Consider the following 20,358-nt stretch of genomic DNA (forward strand, 5'->3'; position numbering starts at 1 on the left):
GGAGGTCCCGGTCGCGTCGCGGCTCAGGCCGCGGCGGGGGCGCTGACGTCGTGGCCGGCCTTGGCCTTGTGCTCCAGCGCGGCCTTGATGAACGCGATGAACAGCGGGTGGCCGTCCCACGGGGTCGACTTGAACTCCGGGTGGAACTGCACGCCCATGTACCAGGGGTGCACGTTGCGCGGCAGCTCGACGATCTCGGTCAGCTTCTCGCGCTGCGTGATCGCCGAGATCACCAGGCCGGCGTCCTGCAACTGGTCCAGGTACTGCTCGTTCGCTTCATAGCGGTGACGGTGACGCTCGTTCACGACCGGGCCGTAGATCTCGTAGGCCAGCGTGCCGGGCTTGACGTCCGAGCTCTGCGCGCCCAGGCGCATCGTGCCGCCGAGGTCCGACTGCGCGGTGCGCTTCTGGATCGAGCCGTCGGCGTCCTGCCATTCGTCGATCAGCGCGATCACCTTGTGCGGCGCGTCGGGCTCGAACTCGGTCGAGTTCGCGCCGTCCAGCTGCGCCTTGTGGCGCGCGTACTCGATCGTCGCGACCTGCATGCCCAGGCAGATGCCGAGGTAAGGGGTCCGGTGCTCGCGGGCGTACTGGGCGGCGAGGATCTTGCCCTCGACACCGCGCTTGCCGAAGCCGCCGGGCACCAGGATCGCGTCGTACTTCTCGAGCTGCTTGACGTGCTCGGCATCCAGCGTCTCGGAGTCGACGTACTCGATGTTCACGCGGGCATGGTTGTGGATGCCGGCGTGGCGCAGCGCCTCGTTCAGCGACTTGTAGCTGTCCGACAGGTCGGTGTACTTGCCGCACATCGCGATGGTGACTTCGGTCTTCGGGTGCTCGACCTCGTTGACCAGCATGTCCCAGCGCCGCAGGTCGGTGGACTTGGTGTTGAGCTGCAGCTTGGTGCAGATCAGCTGGTCCAGGCCCTGCTCATGCAGCACGCGCGGCACCTTGTAGATGGTGTTCACGTCCCACATCGAGATCACGCCGTACTCGGGCACGTTGGTGAACAGCGAGATCTTCTCGCGTTCGTCGTCCGGCACGCGGCGGTCGGCGCGGCACAGCAGCGCGTCGGGCTGGATGCCGATCTCGCGCAGCTTCTGCACGGTGTGCTGCGTGGGCTTGGTCTTGAGTTCGCCGGCCGCGGCGATCCACGGCACGTAGGTCAGATGGACGAACGCGACGTTGGTCGGGCCCATCTTGAGGCTCATCTGACGCGCGGCTTCGAGGAAGGGCAGCGACTCGATGTCGCCGACCGTGCCGCCGATCTCGACGATCGCCACGTCCACCGCGTCGGCGGTGCCGTGACCGGCGCCGCGGCGGATGAAGTCCTGCATCTCGTTGGTGATGTGCGGGATGACCTGGACGGTCTTGCCGAGGTAGTCGCCGCGGCGTTCCTTCTCCAGCACCGACATGTAGATCTGTCCGGTGGTGAAGTTGTTGCTCTTCTTCATCCGCGTGGTGATGAAGCGCTCGTAATGGCCCAGGTCCAGGTCGGTCTCGGCGCCGTCGTCGGTGACGAAGACCTCGCCGTGCTGGAACGGGGACATCGTGCCCGGATCCACGTTGATGTAGGGATCCAGCTTGATCAGGGTGACTTTGAGGCCGCGGGACTCGAGAAGGGCCGCGAGAGAGGCCGATGCGATGCCCTTGCCGAGGGAGGACACGACACCGCCGGTGACGAAGACGTACTTGGTCATTGTCTTGCAGCGCCTGGGTCTTCCGAACGGAACCCGAAAACGCCGTGGTGGTAAAGCGCGATTATAGCGATGAGGGATGGGGGCTCATGTCCCCCATGAGCTCGAGCACCAGCCGGGCAGTGTCGTCGGGGCGCTCGAACGGGTAGAGGTGCGTGCCCTCGAACCATCTGAACCGGTCCTTGGCCAAGGCCTTGGACCCCGCGGCCGTCGCCTGCCGCAGTTCCTCGGACTGCGTGCCCGCGATGAAGGCCACCGGGCACTTCGGCGCGTGGCCCTTGAGGATGCGCGGCAGGTTGTGCGGCAGCGTGTTGTAGATGCGGGTCTCGATGTCGCGGCTGAAGCCGAGCCGCACCTGGCCGTCCTCGTGCTCGTCGAAGCCGCTGGCGATGTAGTCCTTCAGCACCCGCGGATCCCAGCGCGCGAACTTGCCCTTGGACGCGAAATGCGTGTGCACGTCCTCGCGGCTGGGCCATTCGTAGCGGCGCTGGTGCGAGATCTTGCCCGGCGAGACGCGCTTGATGAACCCGGCCGACTTGGCCACGCGCAGGCTGTGCGCGCGCCAGCCGTCGACGACCGGCGAATCCAGCATCACCAACCCCTGTGCCAGCGCCGGCTTGCGGCACGCCGCCAGCAGCGACAGCAGTCCGCCGAGCGAGTGGCCCACCAGCATCACCGGGCCGGCGGGTTTCACCTCGTCCTGGATGAAGTGCAGCAGTTCGTCGCGCAGATGCGGCCAGTTGCTGGTCACCGGGTAGCGCGGATCGTGGCCGATGCGCGGCAGCGCATGGACGTTCCAGCCGGCGTCGCGCCAGATGTCGAACAGCACCCGGTAGCAGCCCGACGGAAACCCGTTGGCATGCGAGAACACGATCGTCTTGGCGGGGGTGTCGGCGGTGTCCATGGCGGGCGATCGGTGGTGCGGCGAGGCGTCAGTGGCGACCCGCGGCCAGCGTCTTCAACTGATAGAGCGCCGCATGCGCCTCGCGCGGACTGAGCGCGTCGGGGTCCAGGTCGCGCAGCGCGTCCATCAGCTCGGAAGGCTCCTGGACGTGCGCGCCGGGCGCGGGCTCCGGCGGCGGCGCGAACAGGTCGATCTGGCTCTCGCCCTCGGTGGCGCGGGACTCCAGCGCCTCCAGCGCCGCGCGGGCTTGCCGCACCACCGGCGAGGGCATGCCGGCCAGGCGCGCGACCTGCACGCCGTAGCTGCGGCTCGCCGGACCGGGTTGGATCTCGTGCAGGAAGACGATGTTCTCGCCGCTCTCGACCGCCGAGACATGCATGTTGATCGCCTGCGGATGCTTGGCCGGGAACTCGGTCAGCTCGAAGTAGTGGGTCGCGAACAGCGTGAACGCGCGGCACTTGTCGTGCAGATGGGTCGCGATCGCGCCGGCCAGCGCCAGGCCGTCGAAGGTCGAGGTGCCGCGGCCGATCTCGTCCATCAGCACCAGCGACTGCTCGGTCGCACCGTGCAGGATCGCGGCGGCCTCGGTCATCTCGAGCATGAAGGTCGACTGCGCGTTCGCCAGGTCGTCCGCCGCGCCGATGCGGGTATGGATCGCGTCGATCGGGCCGAGCCGGCAGGCCGTCGCCGGGACATAGGCGCCGATGGCCGCCAGCAGCGCGATCAGTGCCACCTGCCGCATGAAGGTGCTCTTGCCGCCCATGTTCGGGCCGGTGATGACCATCAGCTTGGTGCGCGCGTCGAGCCGGCAGTCGTTGGCCATGAACTCACCCGCGCCGGTCTCGCGCAGCCGCGCCTCGACGACCGGATGACGCCCACCCTGGATGTCGATGCAGGGATGCGAGACGAACTCCGGCCGGCACCAGTTCAGCTCGGCCGCGCGGTCGGCCAGCGCCGCCAGCACGTCCAGCGATGCCAGCGAGCGCGCCAGCCGGCCCAGCGCCTGCATCTCCTCGGTGAGCTGGTCGACGACCAACTCGTAGAGCATCTTCTCGCGGGCCAGCGCGCGCTCGTTGGCCGACAACGCCTTGTCCTCGAAGGCCTTCAGTTCCGGCGTGATGAAGCGCTCGGCGTTCTTCAGCGTCTGGCGGCGGGTGTAGTCGGCGGGGATCTTCTCGAGGCCGCTGTTGGTCACCTCGATGTAGAAGCCATGCACCTTGTTGTACTGGACCCGCAGGTTGCCGATGCCGGTGCGTGCGCGCTCGCGTGTCTCCAGCGCGATCAGGAAATCATCGCAGTTGGTCTGCACCGCGCGCAGGTCGTCGAGCTCCTCGTCGAAGCCCTTGGCGATGACGCCGCCTTCGCGCAACAGCGCGGACGGCTCTTCCGCGATCGCGCGGGTCAGCAGCTCGCCGATGTGGGGCGAGGCGCGCAGGCCTTCGGCCAACTGCTCCAGCAGCGGCGCGCCGCCGGGCACCGTCTGCGCGAGTTCCGGCAGGACCTGCAGCGTGCCGCGCAGGCCTGACAGCTCGCGCGGGCGGACCTGCCGCAGCGCGATGCGCGCGGCGATGCGCTCGACGTCGGAGACCTGGCGCAGCGCCTCGCGCAGCGGCTCGAAGCCGGTGGTCATCAGCTCGGCGATCGCGTCCTGCCGCTCGCGGGCGGTGGCGCGCTCGCGCTCCGGATGCAGCAGCCAGTGGCGGATCATGCGGCTGCCCATGCCGGTGCGGCAGACGTCCAGCAGCGACAGCAGCGTCGGCGAGGTCTCGCCGCGCAGCGTCTGCGTCAGTTCCAGGTTGCGTTGGGTGGCCGGCGGCATGTCCAGCAGGTCGGTCGCGCGCAGCACCTGCAGCGACTTCACATGCGTCAGCGCGCGGTTCTGGGTCTTCTCGGCGTAGCTCAGCAGGCAGGACGCGGCCGCGTGGGCGGCCGTCAGTTCCTGGGCATTGAAGCCCTGCAGGCTGGCCACGCCGAGCTGGGTGCAGAGCTTGCGCAAGCCCAGCGGCGCGTCGAATTGCCAGACCTGGCAGTTCGTGATCGGCAGCCGCGCCGCGAGCACCGCCTGCGGATGTTTCTCGCGGTCGACCAGCACCTCCGCCGGCGACAGCCGCGACAGCCACGAGGCCAGTTCGCGTTCGCCGCACTGCGTCAGTCCGATCCGGCCTTGCGTCATCGACAGCCAGGCCAGCCCGAAGGTCTTGCCCTGCGTGGTGATGGCCAGCAGGATCGAGTCCTGCTTGTCGGCCAGCAGCTCGGATTCGGTGACGGTGCCGGGCGTGGCCACCCGCACTACCTTGCGCTCGACCGGGCCCTTGCCGGCGCCGACCTCGCCGGTCTGCTCGGCGATCGCGACGGGCTCGCCCATCTTGAGCAGCTTGGCCAGGTAGGACTCGAGCGAGTGCACCGGGATGCCGGCCATGACGACCGGCTCGCCGCCGCTCTGGCCGCGCGTGGTCAGCGTGACGTCCAGCAGCGCGTTGGCCTTGCGGGCGTCGTCGAAGAAGACCTCGTAGAAGTCTCCCATCCGATAGAACAGCAGCGTGTCCGGATGCTCCGCCTTCAAGCGGAAGTACTGCTGCATCATCGGCGTGTGCTGGCTGAAGTCGTCGGTCGCTGCGCTGGTCATCGGAGGCGGGAAATGGACAACGCCCTCGGTCGGAGGGCGCTGTGGAGGGTGGCTGGGAAGGGAGTGTAGGGCAAGCGTCGGAGGCTCGAGATGAAGCGCATGCTAGTCCCGCCGGACCGGTCGTGGCGCAGGCCTCCCCCGCGATTCCCCCGTCGAAAGCACAAGGCCCTCCGAGGGGAGGGCCTTGTCAGGTGGCGTAAGGAACCCGCCGGTCCGCCACAGCGAACGCAGGCGGTGGCGGCGATCAGCCTTCCGCGTTCTCGTCCGTCTTCTTGATGCGAACCGGGCCGCGTTTCTTCGGCGCGTCGCCCTCGGCGGCGGCCGCCTTCTTCTTCGCGGCCGGCTTCTCGGCCGGGGTCTCGCCGGCCGCGGCGTCGGCGTCCAAGTCGTCCTGCGTGATCACGCGGGTGAACGGCGCCAGGATCTGGACCAGCGGGCCGTAGATGCGCGGCGTGCCGGCGACGATCTCGCGCTGGTGCAGGAAGTCCGGCTCGCCGGTGAAGTTGCCCACCAGGCCGCCCGCCTCCTGGATGATCAGCGAGCCCGCGGCCACGTCCCACGGGTTCAGGCCGGTCTCGAAGAAGCCGTCGTAGTGGCCGGCGGCCACGTAGCACAGGTCCAGCGCCGCGGCGCCCGGGCGGCGCACGCCGGCGACCTGGGTCATGACTTCCTCGAACATCTTGAGGTAGCGCTTGAAGTTGTCGCCGCGGCGGAACGGGAAGCCGGTGCCGATCAGCGCGTCGCTCATGCGGGTGCGCTTGCTGACGCGGATGCGCTTGTCGTTGAGGAAGGCGCCGCGGCCCTTGGTCGCGTAGAACAGGTCGTTGCGCGTCGGGTCGTACACCACCGCCTGCTGCACCACGTTGCGGTGCGCCAGCGCGATCGACACGCAGTAGAACGGCAGGCCGTGGATGAAGTTGGTGGTGCCGTCCAGCGGGTCGATGATCCACTGGTACTCGGAGTGCCGCGCGCCGTATTCGCGGCCGGACTCTTCGGCCAGGATGCCGTGGTCGGGGTAGGCCTGCAGCAGCGTCTCGATGATCGCCTGCTCGGCGGCCTGGTCCACTTCGGTCACGAAGTCGTTGGGCGACTTGGTGTTGATCTTCAGGATGTCCAGGTCCATCGACGCGCGGTTGATGATCGCGCCGGCGGTGCGCGCCGCCTTGATGGCGACGTTGAGCATGGGATGAAGGGCGGCTTGCGTCATGCGGGACGGTTCCTGTGCTGGGAAGTGGACTGGCGAAGGGAAAGAGCAAGCGCCGGACGTCGATGTCGACCAACGTCCGGCGCGGATAATCCGATATTTTGGCACAGACTCGTGGTTTCCCCTATGCCCTCGGCTGAATCCGGCCTGACCGTTCCCCCCGCGGTGTCCGATCCGACACGTTTCGTGCTGATCGAGACCAGCCATCCCGGCAATGTCGGCTCGACCGCGCGGGCGATGAAGGTGATGGGATTCCGCGACCTGGTGCTGGTGCGGCCGCGCTTCGCCGACGTGCTCAGCCAGGAGGAAACGGTCGCGATGGCCAGCGGCGCCGCCGACATCCTGGCCCGCGCGCGGATCGTGGACCGGCTGGAGGACGCGCTCGACGGCAGCACCTTCGTCTGCGCGACGGCGATGACGCCGCGCGACTTCGGTCCGCCGACGCGCGAGCCCCGGCCGCTGTTCGCCGAACTCGCGGCGCCGCGTCCCGCCGGGGAGGGCGCCCATCAGGTGGCCTTCCTGTTCGGCTCCGAGCGCTACGGCATGAGCAACGAGGACGTCTACCGGGCGCATGCGGTGCTGTCGATCCCGACGCACCCGGTCTACGGCTCGCTCAACCTGGCGCAGGCGGTGCAGCTCGTGGCCTACGACTGGCGCCAGGCGCTGGGCGGTTTCGCCGTCCAGGCGCGCACCGCCGATCCGAAGCTCGCCGACGCGCGGGCGGTGCAGGGGCTGCTGGCGCACCTGGAGACCAGCCTGGTGCACCTGGGCTACCTGGACCCGGCCTCGCCCAAGAAGCTGATGCCGCGCCTGAACCAGCTGTTCAACCGCGCCCAGTTGACGCAGGAGGAGGTCCACCTCCTGCGCGGCATCGCCCGGGCGATCGAGAAGACCCGCCCGGCCGAGGGCGCGCCCCCCGCGCTCGGGGGAGACGAGTGACCCGCGCGGTCCGGGCAGTAAGCCTGTGACCGGCAAGGTCGGGGCCCGCCGCTAAACTGGCCGGCCCTCAGCATCGGGCCCCTCGCGGGTCCTCATCGGGTTCCTCCCATGTTCCAGCGTCTTCGCGAAGACATCGCCTGCATCCTCGAACGCGACCCCGCCGCCCGCTCGGCCTGGGAGGTGCTGACCTGTTACCCGGGTCTGCACGCGCTGGTGATGCATCGATGCGCGCACTGGTTCTGGCGGCGTGGCTTCCGGTGGCTCGGGCGATTCACCTCGCACATCGGGCGCTTCCTGACCGGCATCGAGATCCACCCCGGCGCGACCATCGGCCGGCGCGTGTTCATCGACCACGGCATGGGCATCGTCATCGGCGAGATGACCGAGATCCATGACGAGGTGACGATCTACCAGGGCGTGACCCTGGGCGGCACCTCGCTGGTCAAGGGCGCCAAGCGCCATCCGACGCTGGGACGCGGCGTGATCGTCGGCGCCAACGCCTGCATCCTCGGCGGCTTCACCGTCGGCGAGGGCGCGCGCGTGGGCTCCGGCGCGGTCGTGACCAAGCCGGTGCCGCCCGGCGCGACGGCGGTCGGCAACCCGGCCCGCATCATCGAGGCCAAGGGCGACGCCCAGCGCGAGGAGGCGGCGGCCCGGATGGGGTTCTCGGCCTACGGCGTGACGCAGGGCGACGACCCGGTCGCGCAGGCGATGAAGGGCCTGATCGACAACGCCGCCGGCCACGAGCACCAGATCGCGCTGCTGTGGCAGGCGATCGCGAAGCTGTCGGAGGAGGAGCGCAAGGACTGCGTGCCGCAAGGCGCGCAGCAGGGCGAGCACTTCGACGCGGACGAACTGACGCGGCTGGTGAAGTGATCCGCTGATCCCCCAACGAAGAAGGGCGCCGATGGCGCCCTTCGTTCTTCCGGGGGAGACCCCGATCAGTGGTGGTGACCGTGGTCGCCGTGGGCGTGGCCGTGGTCGATCTCTTCCTGCGTGGCGGCGCGCACGTCCTTGACCTTGACGCTGATCTTCAGGTGCTCGCCGGCCAGCGGGTGGTTGCCGTCCAGGTGCACGGTGTCGCCCTTGATCTTCACGACGGTGAAGACATGGAAACCGTCGTCGGCCGTCGGTTCCTCCTCGCCTTCGGCGGCCTGGCGGATCTGCAGCTGGCCGCCGACCTTCACGCCGGGCGGGAAGTCCTTCTTCGGGATGGTGATGAGCAGGTTCTCGTCGCGCTCGCCGAAGCCGGTCTCGGGCGTGAGCTCGATGGTCGTGGCGAAGCCCGCTTCCTGGCCTTCCAGCGCGGTCTCGATGGCCGGCAGCGTGTTGCCGTAGCCGCCGATCAACAGCGCCATCGGCTCGTCGGTCTTCTCGATGACCTGGCCGAGCTTGTTGGCGACCTTCAGTTCGACGGTGGCGACGGTGTCCTTGGTGATTTTCATGAGGGTGGCTTCTCGTGGAGGCGGGTGGTGGGGGTCAGCCCTGGCGCTTGGGGCGCTGGGCGGTCTTGGGGCGGAAGGCGGCGCAGATCGCGTCGCGCGTTTCGAGGTAGGGGCCGCCGATCAGGTCGAGGCAATACGGCACCGCGGCGAAGATGCCCTGGGCGGCGTCGTGGCCGGCCAGCGTCTCGGCGATCGCCTTGGGCTGGCCCGGCAGGTTGACGATCAGCGCCTGGCCGCGGATCACCGCGACCTGGCGCGACAGGATCGCCGTCGGGACGAAATGCAGCGAGATCTGCCGCATCTGCTCGCCGAAGCCCGGCATCACGCGGTCGGCCACGTCCATCGTCGCCTCGGGCGTGACGTCGCGGATCGCCGGGCCGGTGCCGCCGGTGGTCAGCACCAGGTCGCAGCGGACCTCGTCGACCAGCTCGCGCAGCGTGCGGGCGATCAGCTCGCGCTCGTCGGGGATCAGGCGCGGCTGGAACTCGATCGGGTTGAACAGCGCCGCGCCCAGCCAGTCCTTCAGCGCGGGCAGGCCCTGGTCCTGGTAGACGCCGCTGGAGGCGCGGTCGCTGATCGACACGATGCCGATGCGCACCGGCTCCGGCGGCGGCAGCGCCGCGGCGCCGGCGGCCGGCGTGGCGGGGGCCTCACTCATCGTCGTCCTCGAAGGTGCTTGCCATGTCGTCGTCGGCCGGGGCGGCGCCCTTGGCGGTGAGCACATGGCCCTTGATGAACTGGAACAGCTCGCGCCAGGCGCGGCCGTTGCGCTGCTCGGGCGCCTGCGCCCGGTCCTTGCGCGCGGCGCGGATCAGGCTGCGCAGCTGCTGGACATCGACGGCGGCGAAGCTGTCGATGAAGCCCTGCAGCGCGTTGTCGTCCTCGACCAGGCGCTCGCGCCAGCGCTCGGCCTGGTGCAGCTCGAGCGAGTCCTGCGCGCGGCCCAGCTTGAATTCGGCGACGGCTTCGCGGATCGGCTCGGGATCGACCTGGCGCATCAGCTTGCCGATCAGCTGCAGGTGGCGCTTCTTGCCGCTGCGGGCGGTGCCCGCGACGATCCGCCGGCCTTCCTTGAGCGCGTCCATCAGCTGCTCGGGCAGGTTCAGCGCGGCGACGCGCTTCTCGGGCAGCGTAAGCAGCTCCGCGCCCAGGACCTGCAGCGCATCCATGTCGCGCTTGAGCTGGCTCTTGCTGGGGCGGTCGTCGTCGAAATCGTCGTGGTCGTCTTGCATGGCAAAAAAGCGAGAAGCCCCGGCCGGGAGGGCGGGGGCGTGGCGCCCGTATGATAGTCGCCACCCCGTCGCGGCCTCGGATTTCCCCAGGCCGCGCTGCTTTCAAAGAGACCGCATTCATGAGTCAAGCCGAGCAAGGATTCGCCTACCGCCAGGACCAGTTCCGCCAGTTGATCGAGGACGTGCTGGCCGAGGCCAAGGCCCTGGGCGCCAGCGACGCCGGCGCGGAAGTGTCCGAGGGCAGCGGCATGTCGGTGTCGGTGCGGCGCGGGCAGCTCGAGAACGTCGAGCGCAACCGCGACAAGTCGCTGGGCATCTCGGTCTACCTGGGCCAGCGCAGAGGCAACGCCAGCACCTCCGACTTCTCGCCCAAGGCGCTGAAGGACACGGTGCGCGCCGCCTACGACATCGCCCGCTTCACCGCCGAGGACGAGTTCGCCGGCCTGCCCGACGAGCAGGACCTGTCGCTGGACGAGGCCGCGCGGCCCGCGCTGGACCTGTTCCACCCCTGGGCGATCACCGCCGAGCAGGCCGCCGAGCTGGCGCTGCGCTGCGAGGACGCGGCGCTGAAGACGGACGCGCGCATCACCAACTCGGAAGGCGCCGCGGTGTCGGCGCAGCAGTCGCACTTCTATTCGGGCAACTCGCGCGGCTTCCGCGGCGGGTATGCCAGCTCGCGGCACTCGATCTCCGTCGCGCCGATCGCCGGCCGCGGCGCGGGCATGGAACGCGACGCCTGGTACAGCTCGATGCGCGACGCCGCCGAGCTGTCCTCCGCCGAATCCATCGGCCGCTACGCCGCCGAGCGCGCGCTGGCGCGGCTCAAGGGCCGCAAGGTCAAGACGGCCAACGTGCCGGTGCTGTTCGAGGCCCCCGTCGCGGCCGGCCTGCTCGGCGCGCTGGTGCAGGCCACCAGCGGCGGCGCGCTGTACCGTCGCGCCACCTTCCTGCTCGACAGCCTGGACCAGCAGATCCTGGCGCCCCACGTCGAGGTCGTCGAGGACCCGCACATCGTCAAGGGCAAGGGCAGCTCGCCCTTCGACGACGAAGGCGTCACGACCCGCGCCCGCACCGTCGTCGAGGCAGGCGTGCTCAAGGGCTACTTCCTGTCGACCTACTCGGCGCGCAAGCTGGGCCTGCGCACCACCGGCCATGCCGGCGGCTCGCACAACCTCACCATGCGCAGCAAGGCGACCGCGCCAGGCGACGACCTCGCCACCATGCTGCGCCGGCTCGGCACCGGACTGTTCGTCACCGAGCTGATGGGACAGGGCGTCAACTACGTCACCGGCGACTACTCGCGCGGCGCCAGCGGCTACTGGGTCGAGAACGGCGTCATCGCCTTCCCGGTCCACGAGATCACCATCGCCGGCAACGTCAAGGAGATGTTCCAGCAGATCGTGGGCATCGGCGCCGACGCCTACACGCTGGGCAGCAAGACGGTGGGGTCGATCCTGATCGAGAACATGAGGCTGGCGGGCGCCTGAGGCGTCGCTCCCCGGGTCTGTCAGGTTGACGCCAGCCGCCCGGTGGTTAATCCTGCGTTCGCTCAAAGGGGCCCGACCCCCAACAATCGACACAGGAGACTTCATGGAGCGTCGTTCGTTCGTCAAGAATGCCGGCCTGGCCGGCGTGCTGGCCGCCGGTGCGGCCCCGGCCATCGTGCATGCGCAGGCCAACCTTCGCTGGCGCATGGCGTCGAGCTTCCCCAAGCAGCTCGACACGATCTACGGCGGCGGCGAGGTCTTCGCCAAGAAGGTCAGCGAGCTCAGCGGCGGCAAGTTCCAGATCAGCGTGCACGCGGGCGGCGAGTTGATGCCGGCGTTCGGCGTGGTCGACGGCGTGCAGAACGGCACCGTCGAGATCGCCCACACGGTGCCGTACTACTTCTTCGGCAAGGACGAGACCTTCGCCATCGGCGCCTCGATCCCGTTCGGGCTGAACTCGCGGCAGATGACGGCGTGGACCTTCCACGGCAACGGCCTGAAGCTGATGCGCGAGTTCTATCGGAACTACAACATCATCAACTTCCCCGGCGGCAACACCGGCGCGCAGATGGCGGGCTGGTACCGCAAGGAGATCAAGTCGGCGGCGGACTTCAAGGGATTGAAGTTCCGCATCGGCGGCTTCGCGGGCCGGGTGATCGAGCGCATGGGCGGCGTGCCGCAGAACCTGCCGGGCGGCGAGCTGTATTCGGCGCTGGAGAAGGGCACGATCGACGCCGCGGAATGGGTCGGGCCGTATGACGACCTGAAGCTGGGCTTCAACAAGGTCGCGCCGTACTACTACTACCCCGGCTGGTGGGAAGGCGGCCCGCAGGTCGACTTCTACATCAACACCAAGGCCTACGAGGCGCTGTCGCCCGAATACAAGGCGATCGTCGAGGCGGCGTCGGCGTACACCCATGTGGACATGCAGGCCAAGTACGACGTGGTGAACCCGCCGGCGCTCAAGCAGTTGGTGGCGGCCAAGACCAAGCTGATGCGCTTCCCGAAGGACGCGATGGACCTGGCGTTCAAGGAGTCGATGGCGCTGTACTCGGAGCTGTCGGCGAAGAACCCGAACTGGAAGAAGGTGTACGAGGATTACGCCAACTTCCGCCGCGACCAGAACCTGTGGTTCCGCTTCGCCGAAGCCGGCTTCGACGACTTCATGCAGTCGCAGCGGTTCTGAACGGCTGAGGGCCGACAGGCCGCTTTGAACGGGCCGTGCCTGGCGAGGGCACGGCCCGTTGTCTTTTTGGTCACGCCAATCGTCGGTCGTAATGCCACGCTCGCAGTTTGACGGCGACGATGTGTCTGACTGCGGGATGCGTCGGGTTGATCAACACATTCGATTCCTCGGGGACGATCACGGAAGGAACGACGAGCAAGGGGGTGTCGTTTGCCGCCAGCCAGCCATCGCCAAGATCAAGCGAGATCCTTCCCTCCGGAATGGCGCTCCAACCCGGATTCAGGTCTTCGAGTCTGAGGACAGCCTTGAGAGCCCACACGTCATCCGGCACATCGATTCGAATCAGATACCGATTCAGCGGCAAGGCGTTGTCCTGTAGATGCACCACGGTTTCGAGACACGACAGCGAGGCAGTGACCGAGGTGTACACGACGGCGCGACCAGGACGATTCCATCGACCACCCGTGATCTCCGCGCCTTTGCCGCCGAGGTCCTCTGCCAGGTAGTCGCGGGTATCGGTTGCGATTCGCCAGAGCTGGACCGTCACGCGTAGGCTCCGCTCTGCATCCGCGCGAGCAGGCTTGAGATCAATTGCTGGCCTTCCGACGTGTCCATGAACTCCGCAGGCTTCCTGCCCCCGAGCGCGGGCAGGGGCGCATCCAGCCAGGTCGCAGTCCAGGCCGGCGCGTCGAAGCCGGCGGGATCTCCCGATTCGTCGACCATCGCCTGCACTTGTCCGACCAGACGAGCCATGCCGATCACTTTGGAACTCTCGTCCGGCGAGAGCAGCTTGTTTTCGCGCACCTTGCGCTCTACGGTGGCCCTCGCCAGACCCAGGGTGCCCAGCAGCTTCTCCTTGGGCATCTCCATTTGCCTGGCGATATCCTCGACGACGCAGGGATGAACGCCCTGCTTGACGATGACAACGCGCTCCATCGGCTCCGCGTAGAAGAGGATCCGGTAACTCTCGGCGCTCAGGTGCTCCTTGCATGCGAACGCGAGGATCTTCTGCGCCGGCGCGATGCGTTGGGCAGACGCCTTCGTCGACGTCTTCATTGCTTGCCGTGCCGTTGAAATTGACTTCGCCATGATGCGCTCCTTTGAGCGCATAGTATTGCTCATATGAGCGTTTCCGGCAGCCATGCATTTCCTTTCATGTGAGCCGTGCCTTCACAGGCACGGGACGGCGATCGAGGATTGGCGTGCGATCGGGCCAGAACGGCGCGACGCGCACCTCGTCGCCGGGTGGGTCGGAGGGCGGCAGTTCGCACTGCCTTTCGACAGCGCGCCATGCGATTTCCCGGGCCAGCAGATGCCCGGTGCTTGCGACTTGCTCATGCGTGACTTCAACAGACATGTCGTCTTCCTTTCGGAGGGCAGGGAGGGTCCACCGGGAAGGCGCGACGGCACGCGTCATCGGGGTGATCGTGAAGCCGATGGCAACGGGAACAAGTAGAGGCGGCTACTGGAACCAGTGACGATGCCCGCGTTGTTCGATGGATGCGCGCTCGCACACCAATCAGAGGGCCGTCCTCAGGACGAATCGGCGATCAGCAAGACCTGGCACTGACCTTCATCGCAGCGATGCGTGGAGGTCGATGTGGCCGTGTATGCAGTCAAGGTCTTCAGGCGCTGGATGCAGAAGGAAGGTCTTGCTGATCGAGACATCTGTTGTGCCGTGGTTGAGATGTCACGCGGGTTGATCGACGCGCGTCTCGGTCGAGGGCTGTTCAAGAAGCGCATCGCCCGAAACGGTCAAGGAAAGCGTGGTGCCTATCGAACGATCGTGGCCACTCTGGAATCGGGCCACTGGTTCTTCATCTACGGTTTCGCGAAGAGCGATCAGGAAAACATCAGCTCGTTGAAAGAAGTCCATTGCCGCCTGGCGGCGAGGCAGCTTCTTTCAATGAACGCCGAACAGCGTGAAGACCAGGTCGCAATAGGAGAACTTTCCAAGGTGGAGTGCCATGCACAAGTCTCGAAACCTCTCTGATCGAATGATGCTTCGAACCTTCTTCAATCTCTATAGGGAGGGCTGGGTAAGTCGGACGGAGTACATGGGGATGCAGCCCCACTATCGGCCGCGCGTGCAGCCACGCGAACCGGCGGAGCCGCTCCGCGCGCACAAGCGTCGCGCGCTCAGCGCGGCGGGCCCGCGCAAGCCGCGCCGCTGACCCTCAATCCGCTCCAGCCCGGCGCCCCAGCGCCTCCTGGATCGCCCGCGTGAGCGTCGCCAGCTCGATCGGCTTGGCCACATACCCCTGGAACCCCGCCGCGAGGCCCTCCTGCCGGTCGGCCACCATCGCGAACGCCGTCAGCGCCACCGCCGGCAGCGCCTCCGCGGCGCAGTCCGGCAACTGACGCACCGCCCGGATCAGCGAGCGCCCATCCATCTCCGGCATCCCGATGTCGGACACCAGCAGGTCGAAGCGCTCCTCCTCCAGCCGCGCCAGCGCCTCCGCCGCGCTCCCCGCGATGCTGACCTTCGCGCCCAGCCGGCTCAGCGCCACCTGGCCGACCTCGCGCGCGTCCTCCTCGTCGTCGACGAGCAGCACCCGCACGCCCGCCAGCGTGTCCTCCGACAACTCGATCGGCTCCGCCGCCGGCATCGGCGGCAGCGCCTCGCCCTGGAGCCGCGGCAGCCGCAGCGCGAAGGTCGAGCCGCCGCCCGGTCCCGGGCTGTCGGCGCCGAGGCGGCCCTGGTGCAGTTCCGCGATCGCGCGCGCGATCGCCAGCCCCAGGCCCAGGCCGCCGACCTTGCGCGTCGACGACCCGTCCTCCTGCCGCAGCCGGTCGAAGACATAAGGCAGGAACTCCGCGGAGATCCCGCGCCCCGTGTCCCGCACCCGCAGGCAGGCGCACTCGCCGTCGAGCGTCACCTCGACATCGACGACGCCCCCGCCCTCGGTGAACTTGATCGCGTTGCCGATCAGGTTGGTCATCACCTGCGTCAGCCGCTGCGCGTCCGCCCGCACCCACACCGGCTCCGGCGCGCGGCAGTTCAGCGCGACGCCCTTGCCCTGCGCCTCGTGCAGCGCGCCCAGCACCGCGTCGGACGCCAGCGCCGCCAGGTCCAGCGGCGCCGTCTGCAGCACCAGCTTGCCGGCCACCACCGCGCTCATGTCCAGCAGGTCGTTGATCATCCGCGCCTGCAGCTGCGCGTTGCGCCGGATCACCGCCGCCGCCTTGCCCAGCAGCGGATGCGCGTCGGCGAAGTTGGTCAGGATGTCCGCCCAGCCGGTGATCGCGCTCAGCGGCGAGCGCAGTTCATGCGACAGCACCGCCAGGAACTGGTCCTTGAGCTCGTTGGCGCGCTCCGCCTCCTCCTTGGCCTGGCGCAGCGCCTGTTGCGCCTCGTAGGCCGGCGTCGAGTCCCGGACGATCTTCGAGAACCCCGTCGGCGCGCCCGCCGCGCTGAACAGCGGCGTCACCACGCCCTCGGCCCGCAGCCGCGTGCCGTCCTGGCGCATCAGCCAGCGGTCGTCGCGCGCCGCGCCCTGCGTCAGCGCCAAGGCCAGCTCGTTCTCCAGCACGCCGGCCGCGCGGTCCTCGGGCGTCAGCAGGATCTCCACCGACATGCCCCGCACCGCGTCCAGCGCGTGGCCGAAGATCGTCCCCGCCGCGCGGTTCCAGTCGCGGATCCGGCCCTCGGTGTCCAGCAGGATCACCGCGTGGTCCTGCAGCGAATCGACCACCCGCCCGTACAGCGCGTCGGCCTCGCGCAGCTGGGCCTCGGCCTGGCGCTGCGCGTCGCGCTGGCGCACCTCGCGCAGCGCGCGGTCGATGGCCACCGGCAGCCGCGCCAGCCGGCCCTTCATCACGTAGTCGGTGGCGCCGCGCTTGAGCAGCTCCACCGTGTTCTCCTCTCCGATGACGCCCGACACGAAGATGAAGGGCGTCCCCGGCACCCGCTGCTGCGCCAGCGCCAGCGCCTCCGCGCCGGTGAAGCCGGGCAGCTGGTAATCCGACAGGATCAGGTCGAAGCGCTGCGTCTCCAGCGCGCCCAGCAGCCCCGGCTCGTCCTTGACCCAGGTCACCCGCGCCCGCGGATGCGTGGACTCCAGCGACGCGAGCAGCAGCTCGGCATCGAAGCTGGAGTCCTCCAGCAGCAGGATCTCCAGCGGCGGTTGGCCCGGGACGGGCGATGACGACGGCTCAGCCATGGCTCATTCGTAGCGTCGCGCCGCGCGCAGCGAGCCGGGCGGCGGCTCGTTGAGCACCGCCCAGAACACGCCCAGGTCGGCGATCGCCGCGACGAACTGCTTGAACTCCACCGGCTTGACCACGTACGCGTTCACGCCGAGCTCGTAGCTCTGCACCACGTCCGACTCCGTCTGCGACGAGGTCAGCATCACCACCGGGATGCTCTTGAGCGGGTCGGTGCCGCGCACCGCCTTGAGCACCTCCAGCCCATTCACCTTGGGCAGCTTCAGGTCGAGCAGGATCACCGCCGGGTTGCCTTCCGCGCGCTCGGCGTGGACGCCCTCGCGCAGCAGGTAGTCCAGCGCCTCGGCGCCGTCGCGGACCACGATCACCTCGTTGGCGAGCTGGCTGCGTTCGAGCGCGACCAGCGTCAGCTCGAGGTCGCGGGCATCGTCTTCGACAAGGAGGATGGGCTTGAGCATGGGAATCGGGGGTCAGTTCAGGAAAGCGGTGTCGCCGGCCATCGGCGGGGGCAGGGCATCGGCCGCGATGCCGGGCTGCGGGCGCTCGCGCGACGCCTCGTCGAGCATCGCGCGGGTCGGCACGGTGAAGCTGAAGCGGGCGCCGCGCTCGGGCTCGCCCCAGGCGTCGACCTGGCCGTCGTGCCGCTCGACGATGCGGCGCACGCTGGCCAGGCCGATGCCGGTGCCTTCGAAGCTCTCGGACTGGTGCAGCCGCTGGAACACGCCGAACAGCTTGCCGACGTACTTCATCTGGAAACCCACGCCGTTGTCCGACACGCTCAGTCCGGTGCCGGTCGCGTCGTCGATGCCGGCGATCTCGATGCGCGCGACCTCGCGCGAACGCGTGTACTTGACCGCGTTGGCCACCAGGTTGCGCGCCGCCACCTGCAGCAGCACCGCGTCGCCCCACAGCCGCGGCAGCGGCCGCTGCACGATCCACTCGATGCGGCGGTCCTTGTTCTGCGTCTCCTGTTCGGCGATGAGGTCGTCGACCAGGTGGTCGGTGTGGACCGACGAATGCTTGAGCGCCGACCGCCCCATCCGCGAGAAGTCCAGCAGCGCGTCCACCAGCTGCCCGGCATGCGCGGAGGCCTCCTTCACGTGCGCGAGGTAGCGCTGCGAGCGCGCCGACAGCGTCGTGCCTTCCATCTCCAGCACCAGGTCGACGAACCCGGCGATGTGGCGCATCGGCGCGCGCAGGTCGTGCGACACCGTGTACGAGAAGGCCTCCAGCTCCTTGTTGACGCGGCCGAGTTCCATCGCGACCTCGGCCATCTCCTCGGCGCGGCGCAGCACGATGCCGATCAGCGCCTGGCGCAGCTCCTGCACCGCGTGGACCTCGCCGGACGTCCACGGCAGCGAGCGGCCGCCGAGCTGCTCCTTCCAGCTCGCGAAGCTGCGGCGCGGATGCAGCCGCGCGTCGGGCGCCGACGTGGCGTCTTTGCGCGGATCGCCGGCCCAGACGATGGTCTGGACGATCTCGGGCCGGAACCAGACGATGTGATGCCGGTGCAGCCGGGAGATCGAGATCGCCAGCAGCCCCGCCGTCGAGCCGAGCGACCCGCCCAGCGACGGCGCGTCCACCGGCAGCCGGTCGCTGTGCCAGACCTGGTCGACGCGCTGGGCCAGCCATTGGCCCAGGGCCAGCAGCGTGTCGCGGTCCGGCGTCTCGCCGACCGACCAGCAGCTGTCGTTGAGGATCACCGCCGCGCCGGCGGCCCGGCCCAGCCGCAGCAGCGGGCCGGGCTCGGCGACCAGGCGCTGCAGCGTCGCGTCGCTGTCGGCCAGGTGCGCCACGATCGCCAGTGTCAGCTGCCGCAGGCGCAACTGCTCGGTGACGCGCTCGTTGTCCTGCTTGGCCTCGATCTGCAGCGACAGCAGCTGCCCCAGGTGCTCGCAGGCCATGCGCGTCTGCCACGACAGCTGGCGCGGCGCATGGTCGTGGCAGGACACCAGGCCCCACAGCTGGCCGTCGACGACGATGGACACCGACATCGACGCCAGCGTGCGCATGTTGCGCATGTACTGCAGGTGCACCGGCGAGACGCTGCGCAGCGCGGCCTGGGACAGGTCGAGCGCCGTGCCATCGCGGCCGTCGACGAAGCGCACCGGCACCGGCTCGTAATGGGCGTCGGCGATCAGCCGGATGTGGTTGATGCGGTAGAGCTCGCGCGCCTGGGGCGGGATGTCCGAACCCGGGAAACGATGCCCCGCGTAGAGGTCGTAGCCGGGGTCGGCGGCCTCGGCCAGCACCTCGCCGTGGCCGTCGCCGTCGAAGCGGTAGGCCAGGCAGCGGCCGAAGCCGGTCAGCCGCTTCATCTCGGCGACCACGACCCGGCAGAGCTCGTCGACCGCGTCGGTGCGCTGCATCAGCGGCACCAGGTGCCGGGCCAGGCTGTAGATCGGCGCGCGGGGGCCGGGGTCCTCGGTCTCGGGCTCGAGTTCCAGGTAGGCCAGCTCGCCCAGGCGATGGCCCGTCGCATGCAGCCGCCGTCCGTTGATCGTCAGCGTGCCGCAGGACACCGGGCCCTCGCCGTCGACCAGCGCATGCCGGCCGGCGATCACCGGATCGAGCGCGCCTTCGATGCGCGCGGACAGCAGCTCGGCCGGCGACGGCAGCAGCGCGCTCCAGTTCTCGCTGTAGGCGACCAGGCTGCCGCTGCCCCGGTCGACGGCCGCGAGCCAGCCGTGCGGCTGGATGGCGCCGGGGACGCGGATCGGCTCGCTCGCGCAGTCCGCGATCTGGCGGTCCGTCGGCGACTGGTCGAGGAGGGCCGGCTTCATCGCGGGCGCCTCATTGGGGGACGCTGTCGCGGGCCTCGGCCATGCCCAGCGGCTCGAAGGTCTCGATCAGCGCCTTGAAGGTCTGCACCGCGGCCCGGCAGGCCGCGTTGCGGCTCGCGGCATCCGCGCCGGCCTGCGCCTGCGCGAGCTGGCGGAACTCGCGCCACATCGCGCCGGTGCGCTCGCCGAAGCCATGGAAGTAGGCGGCGCCGAGCCCGGGTGTCAGGTCATGCGCGGCCCGCAGCCGCGGCGCGAGCACCTGGCCGCCGAGCGCCGATCCCTCGATGACGTACATCGACCCGAAGGCGGCCGCCGTCGAATCGAGCCGGAGCCGGTGCTGGGCCGCCCGCGCCGCGGCGCGCATCGTGGCGTCCTCGGCCAGCCCCAGGGCGGCGACGTCGCGCGCGACGAAGGCTGCGCGGGAGCGGGCGTCGAACCAGGCGCGCAGCGGCTCGGGCAGCGCGTGGCGCACGCGCAGCTCCCACAGCGGCAGGAACTCGTGGAAGCCGCGCAGGATGCGCCCGTAGCGGACCAGCGAGATCGAGGCGTCGAGCCCCAGCAGGGCCTCGATGTCGTCATGCAGCGGGGCGGTGCAGCGACGCAGCCGGGGCAGGAGGTCGGCGGTGTCCGTCGGGACGGAAGGCAGGGCGTCGGTCGTCGTCATGGAGCGGGGCAGGCAAGGCAGCCA

At 69.2% G+C, this 20,358-nt stretch carries 19 protein-coding genes; 5 read left to right on the forward strand and 14 right to left on the reverse strand.

The annotated features are described in order from the left end of the window. Positions 1-23: 23 nt before the first annotated feature. From N5D62_RS20075 to N5D62_RS20090, 4 genes are all read right to left on the reverse strand, one after another. Positions 24-1,700 carry a CTP synthase gene (locus N5D62_RS20075; protein WP_279759660.1) on the reverse strand — a complete coding sequence of 559 codons (1,677 nt, stop codon included), beginning with the start codon at positions 1,698-1,700 and terminating at the stop codon, positions 24-26. Positions 1,701-1,761: 61 nt separating this feature from the next. After that, complete coding sequence (locus tag N5D62_RS20080; RefSeq protein WP_279759661.1) at positions 1,762-2,601, reverse strand: alpha/beta hydrolase; 840 nt, start codon at positions 2,599-2,601, stop codon at positions 1,762-1,764. 28 nt (positions 2,602-2,629) lie between these two features. Continuing rightward, positions 2,630-5,227: a DNA mismatch repair protein MutS gene (gene mutS, locus N5D62_RS20085; protein WP_279759662.1), complete on the reverse strand. Its 2,598-nt coding sequence runs from the start codon at positions 5,225-5,227 to the stop codon at positions 2,630-2,632. A 244-nt stretch (positions 5,228-5,471) separates the two neighbouring features. Then, positions 5,472-6,434: an inositol monophosphatase family protein gene (locus N5D62_RS20090; protein WP_279759663.1), complete on the reverse strand. Its 963-nt coding sequence runs from the start codon at positions 6,432-6,434 to the stop codon at positions 5,472-5,474. 123 nt (positions 6,435-6,557) lie between these two features. On the opposite strand from N5D62_RS20090, the gene N5D62_RS20095 reads away from it, so the two are divergent. Together N5D62_RS20095 and cysE are read left to right on the forward strand one after the other, a co-directional pair. Then, on the forward strand, positions 6,558-7,370 hold the full coding sequence (locus tag N5D62_RS20095) for an RNA methyltransferase (RefSeq protein ID WP_279759664.1): 813 nt from the start codon (positions 6,558-6,560) through the stop codon (positions 7,368-7,370). Positions 7,371-7,478: 108 nt separating this feature from the next. Continuing rightward, complete coding sequence (gene cysE, locus N5D62_RS20100) at positions 7,479-8,246, forward strand: serine O-acetyltransferase (protein ID WP_279759665.1); 768 nt, start codon at positions 7,479-7,481, stop codon at positions 8,244-8,246. A 65-nt stretch (positions 8,247-8,311) separates the two neighbouring features. Here cysE and N5D62_RS20105 read toward each other — a convergent pair whose 3' ends face one another. From N5D62_RS20105 to yjgA, 3 genes are read right to left on the reverse strand one after another with little or no spacing between them, the layout of a single operon-like run. Further along, positions 8,312-8,815: an FKBP-type peptidyl-prolyl cis-trans isomerase gene (locus N5D62_RS20105; protein ID WP_279759666.1), complete on the reverse strand. Its 504-nt coding sequence runs from the start codon at positions 8,813-8,815 to the stop codon at positions 8,312-8,314. A gap of 34 nt (positions 8,816-8,849) precedes the next feature. Next, positions 8,850-9,473, reverse strand: a complete 624-nt coding sequence (gene mog, locus N5D62_RS20110) for a molybdopterin adenylyltransferase (protein ID WP_279759667.1) — start codon at positions 9,471-9,473, stop codon at positions 8,850-8,852. Next, positions 9,466-10,047 carry a ribosome biogenesis factor YjgA gene (gene yjgA, locus N5D62_RS20115; protein ID WP_279759668.1) on the reverse strand — a complete coding sequence of 194 codons (582 nt, stop codon included), beginning with the start codon at positions 10,045-10,047 and terminating at the stop codon, positions 9,466-9,468. The genes mog and yjgA overlap by 8 nt, the downstream gene beginning before the upstream one ends. Positions 10,048-10,166: 119 nt before the next feature. Between yjgA and pmbA the strand changes: the two genes are divergently transcribed. Further along, positions 10,167-11,534 carry a metalloprotease PmbA gene (pmbA, locus tag N5D62_RS20120; RefSeq protein ID WP_279759669.1) on the forward strand — a complete coding sequence of 456 codons (1,368 nt, stop codon included), beginning with the start codon at positions 10,167-10,169 and terminating at the stop codon, positions 11,532-11,534. 103 nt (positions 11,535-11,637) lie between these two features. Next, complete coding sequence (locus tag N5D62_RS20125; protein ID WP_279759670.1) at positions 11,638-12,720, forward strand: TRAP transporter substrate-binding protein; 1,083 nt, start codon at positions 11,638-11,640, stop codon at positions 12,718-12,720. 70 nt (positions 12,721-12,790) lie between these two features. Here N5D62_RS20125 and N5D62_RS20130 read toward each other — a convergent pair whose 3' ends face one another. From N5D62_RS20130 to N5D62_RS20140, 3 genes are all read right to left on the reverse strand, one after another. Then, the gene (locus N5D62_RS20130) at positions 12,791-13,267 is read right to left on the reverse strand and encodes an RES family NAD+ phosphorylase (protein WP_279759671.1); all 477 of its coding nucleotides are present in this window, start codon (positions 13,265-13,267) and stop codon (positions 12,791-12,793) included. Continuing rightward, a complete protein-coding gene (locus tag N5D62_RS20135; protein ID WP_279759672.1) occupies positions 13,264-13,809 on the reverse strand; it encodes an antitoxin Xre/MbcA/ParS toxin-binding domain-containing protein in 546 nt (181 codons plus the stop codon). Before N5D62_RS20135 ends, N5D62_RS20130 begins: the two co-directional genes overlap by 4 nt. A 64-nt stretch (positions 13,810-13,873) precedes the next feature. Continuing rightward, a complete protein-coding gene (locus N5D62_RS20140; protein ID WP_279759673.1) occupies positions 13,874-14,077 on the reverse strand; it encodes a hypothetical protein in 204 nt (67 codons plus the stop codon). Positions 14,078-14,308: 231 nt separating this feature from the next. Between N5D62_RS20140 and N5D62_RS20145 the strand changes: the two genes are divergently transcribed. Continuing rightward, positions 14,309-14,713, forward strand: coding sequence for a type II toxin-antitoxin system RelE/ParE family toxin (locus N5D62_RS20145; protein WP_279759674.1), 405 nt, complete (start codon positions 14,309-14,311; stop codon positions 14,711-14,713). A 184-nt stretch (positions 14,714-14,897) separates the two neighbouring features. On the opposite strand, the gene N5D62_RS20150 is transcribed toward N5D62_RS20145, so the two are convergent. From N5D62_RS20150 to N5D62_RS20165, 4 genes are all read right to left on the reverse strand, one after another. Beyond that, positions 14,898-16,883, reverse strand: a complete 1,986-nt coding sequence (locus N5D62_RS20150; RefSeq protein ID WP_279759675.1) for a response regulator — start codon at positions 16,881-16,883, stop codon at positions 14,898-14,900. Between the two features lie 3 nt (positions 16,884-16,886). Continuing rightward, positions 16,887-17,345 (reverse strand): response regulator, encoded by a 459-nt coding sequence (locus tag N5D62_RS20155; RefSeq protein WP_279759676.1) that lies wholly within the window; start codon positions 17,343-17,345, stop codon positions 16,887-16,889. A 12-nt stretch (positions 17,346-17,357) separates the two neighbouring features. Continuing rightward, positions 17,358-19,670 (reverse strand): ATP-binding protein, encoded by a 2,313-nt coding sequence (locus N5D62_RS20160; protein WP_279759677.1) that lies wholly within the window; start codon positions 19,668-19,670, stop codon positions 17,358-17,360. A 10-nt stretch (positions 19,671-19,680) separates the two neighbouring features. Beyond that, positions 19,681-20,358 (reverse strand): biliverdin-producing heme oxygenase (locus tag N5D62_RS20165; protein ID WP_279759678.1); only part of this gene is annotated, 678 nt, incomplete at its 5' end.

It is taken from the genome of Mitsuaria sp. GD03876 (genome assembly GCF_029840635.1).
Classification (GTDB): Bacteria; Pseudomonadota; Gammaproteobacteria; order Burkholderiales; family Burkholderiaceae_C; genus Roseateles.

Bases quoted from the DNA above. Each gene is read 5' to 3' on its own strand.
- N5D62_RS20075 (WP_279759660.1), bottom strand. From the start codon at position 1,700: ATGACCAAGTACGTCTTCGTCACCGGCGGTGTCGTGTCCTCCCTCGGC.
- N5D62_RS20080 (WP_279759661.1), bottom strand. From the start codon at position 2,601: ATGGACACCGCCGACACCCCCGCCAAGACGATCGTGTTCTCGCATGCC.
- mutS (WP_279759662.1), bottom strand. From the start codon at position 5,227: ATGACCAGCGCAGCGACCGACGACTTCAGCCAGCACACGCCGATGATG.
- N5D62_RS20090 (WP_279759663.1), bottom strand. From the start codon at position 6,434: ATGACGCAAGCCGCCCTTCATCCCATGCTCAACGTCGCCATCAAGGCG.
- N5D62_RS20095 (WP_279759664.1), top strand. From the start codon at position 6,558: ATGCCCTCGGCTGAATCCGGCCTGACCGTTCCCCCCGCGGTGTCCGAT.
- cysE (WP_279759665.1), top strand. From the start codon at position 7,479: ATGTTCCAGCGTCTTCGCGAAGACATCGCCTGCATCCTCGAACGCGAC.
- N5D62_RS20105 (WP_279759666.1), bottom strand. From the start codon at position 8,815: ATGAAAATCACCAAGGACACCGTCGCCACCGTCGAACTGAAGGTCGCC.
- mog (WP_279759667.1), bottom strand. From the start codon at position 9,473: ATGAGTGAGGCCCCCGCCACGCCGGCCGCCGGCGCCGCGGCGCTGCCG.
- yjgA (WP_279759668.1), bottom strand. From the start codon at position 10,047: ATGCAAGACGACCACGACGATTTCGACGACGACCGCCCCAGCAAGAGC.
- pmbA (WP_279759669.1), top strand. From the start codon at position 10,167: ATGAGTCAAGCCGAGCAAGGATTCGCCTACCGCCAGGACCAGTTCCGC.
- N5D62_RS20125 (WP_279759670.1), top strand. From the start codon at position 11,638: ATGGAGCGTCGTTCGTTCGTCAAGAATGCCGGCCTGGCCGGCGTGCTG.
- N5D62_RS20135 (WP_279759672.1), bottom strand. From the start codon at position 13,809: ATGGCGAAGTCAATTTCAACGGCACGGCAAGCAATGAAGACGTCGACG.
- N5D62_RS20140 (WP_279759673.1), bottom strand. From the start codon at position 14,077: ATGTCTGTTGAAGTCACGCATGAGCAAGTCGCAAGCACCGGGCATCTG.
- N5D62_RS20150 (WP_279759675.1), bottom strand. From the start codon at position 16,883: ATGGCTGAGCCGTCGTCATCGCCCGTCCCGGGCCAACCGCCGCTGGAG.
- N5D62_RS20155 (WP_279759676.1), bottom strand. From the start codon at position 17,345: ATGCTCAAGCCCATCCTCCTTGTCGAAGACGATGCCCGCGACCTCGAG.
- N5D62_RS20160 (WP_279759677.1), bottom strand. From the start codon at position 19,670: ATGAAGCCGGCCCTCCTCGACCAGTCGCCGACGGACCGCCAGATCGCG.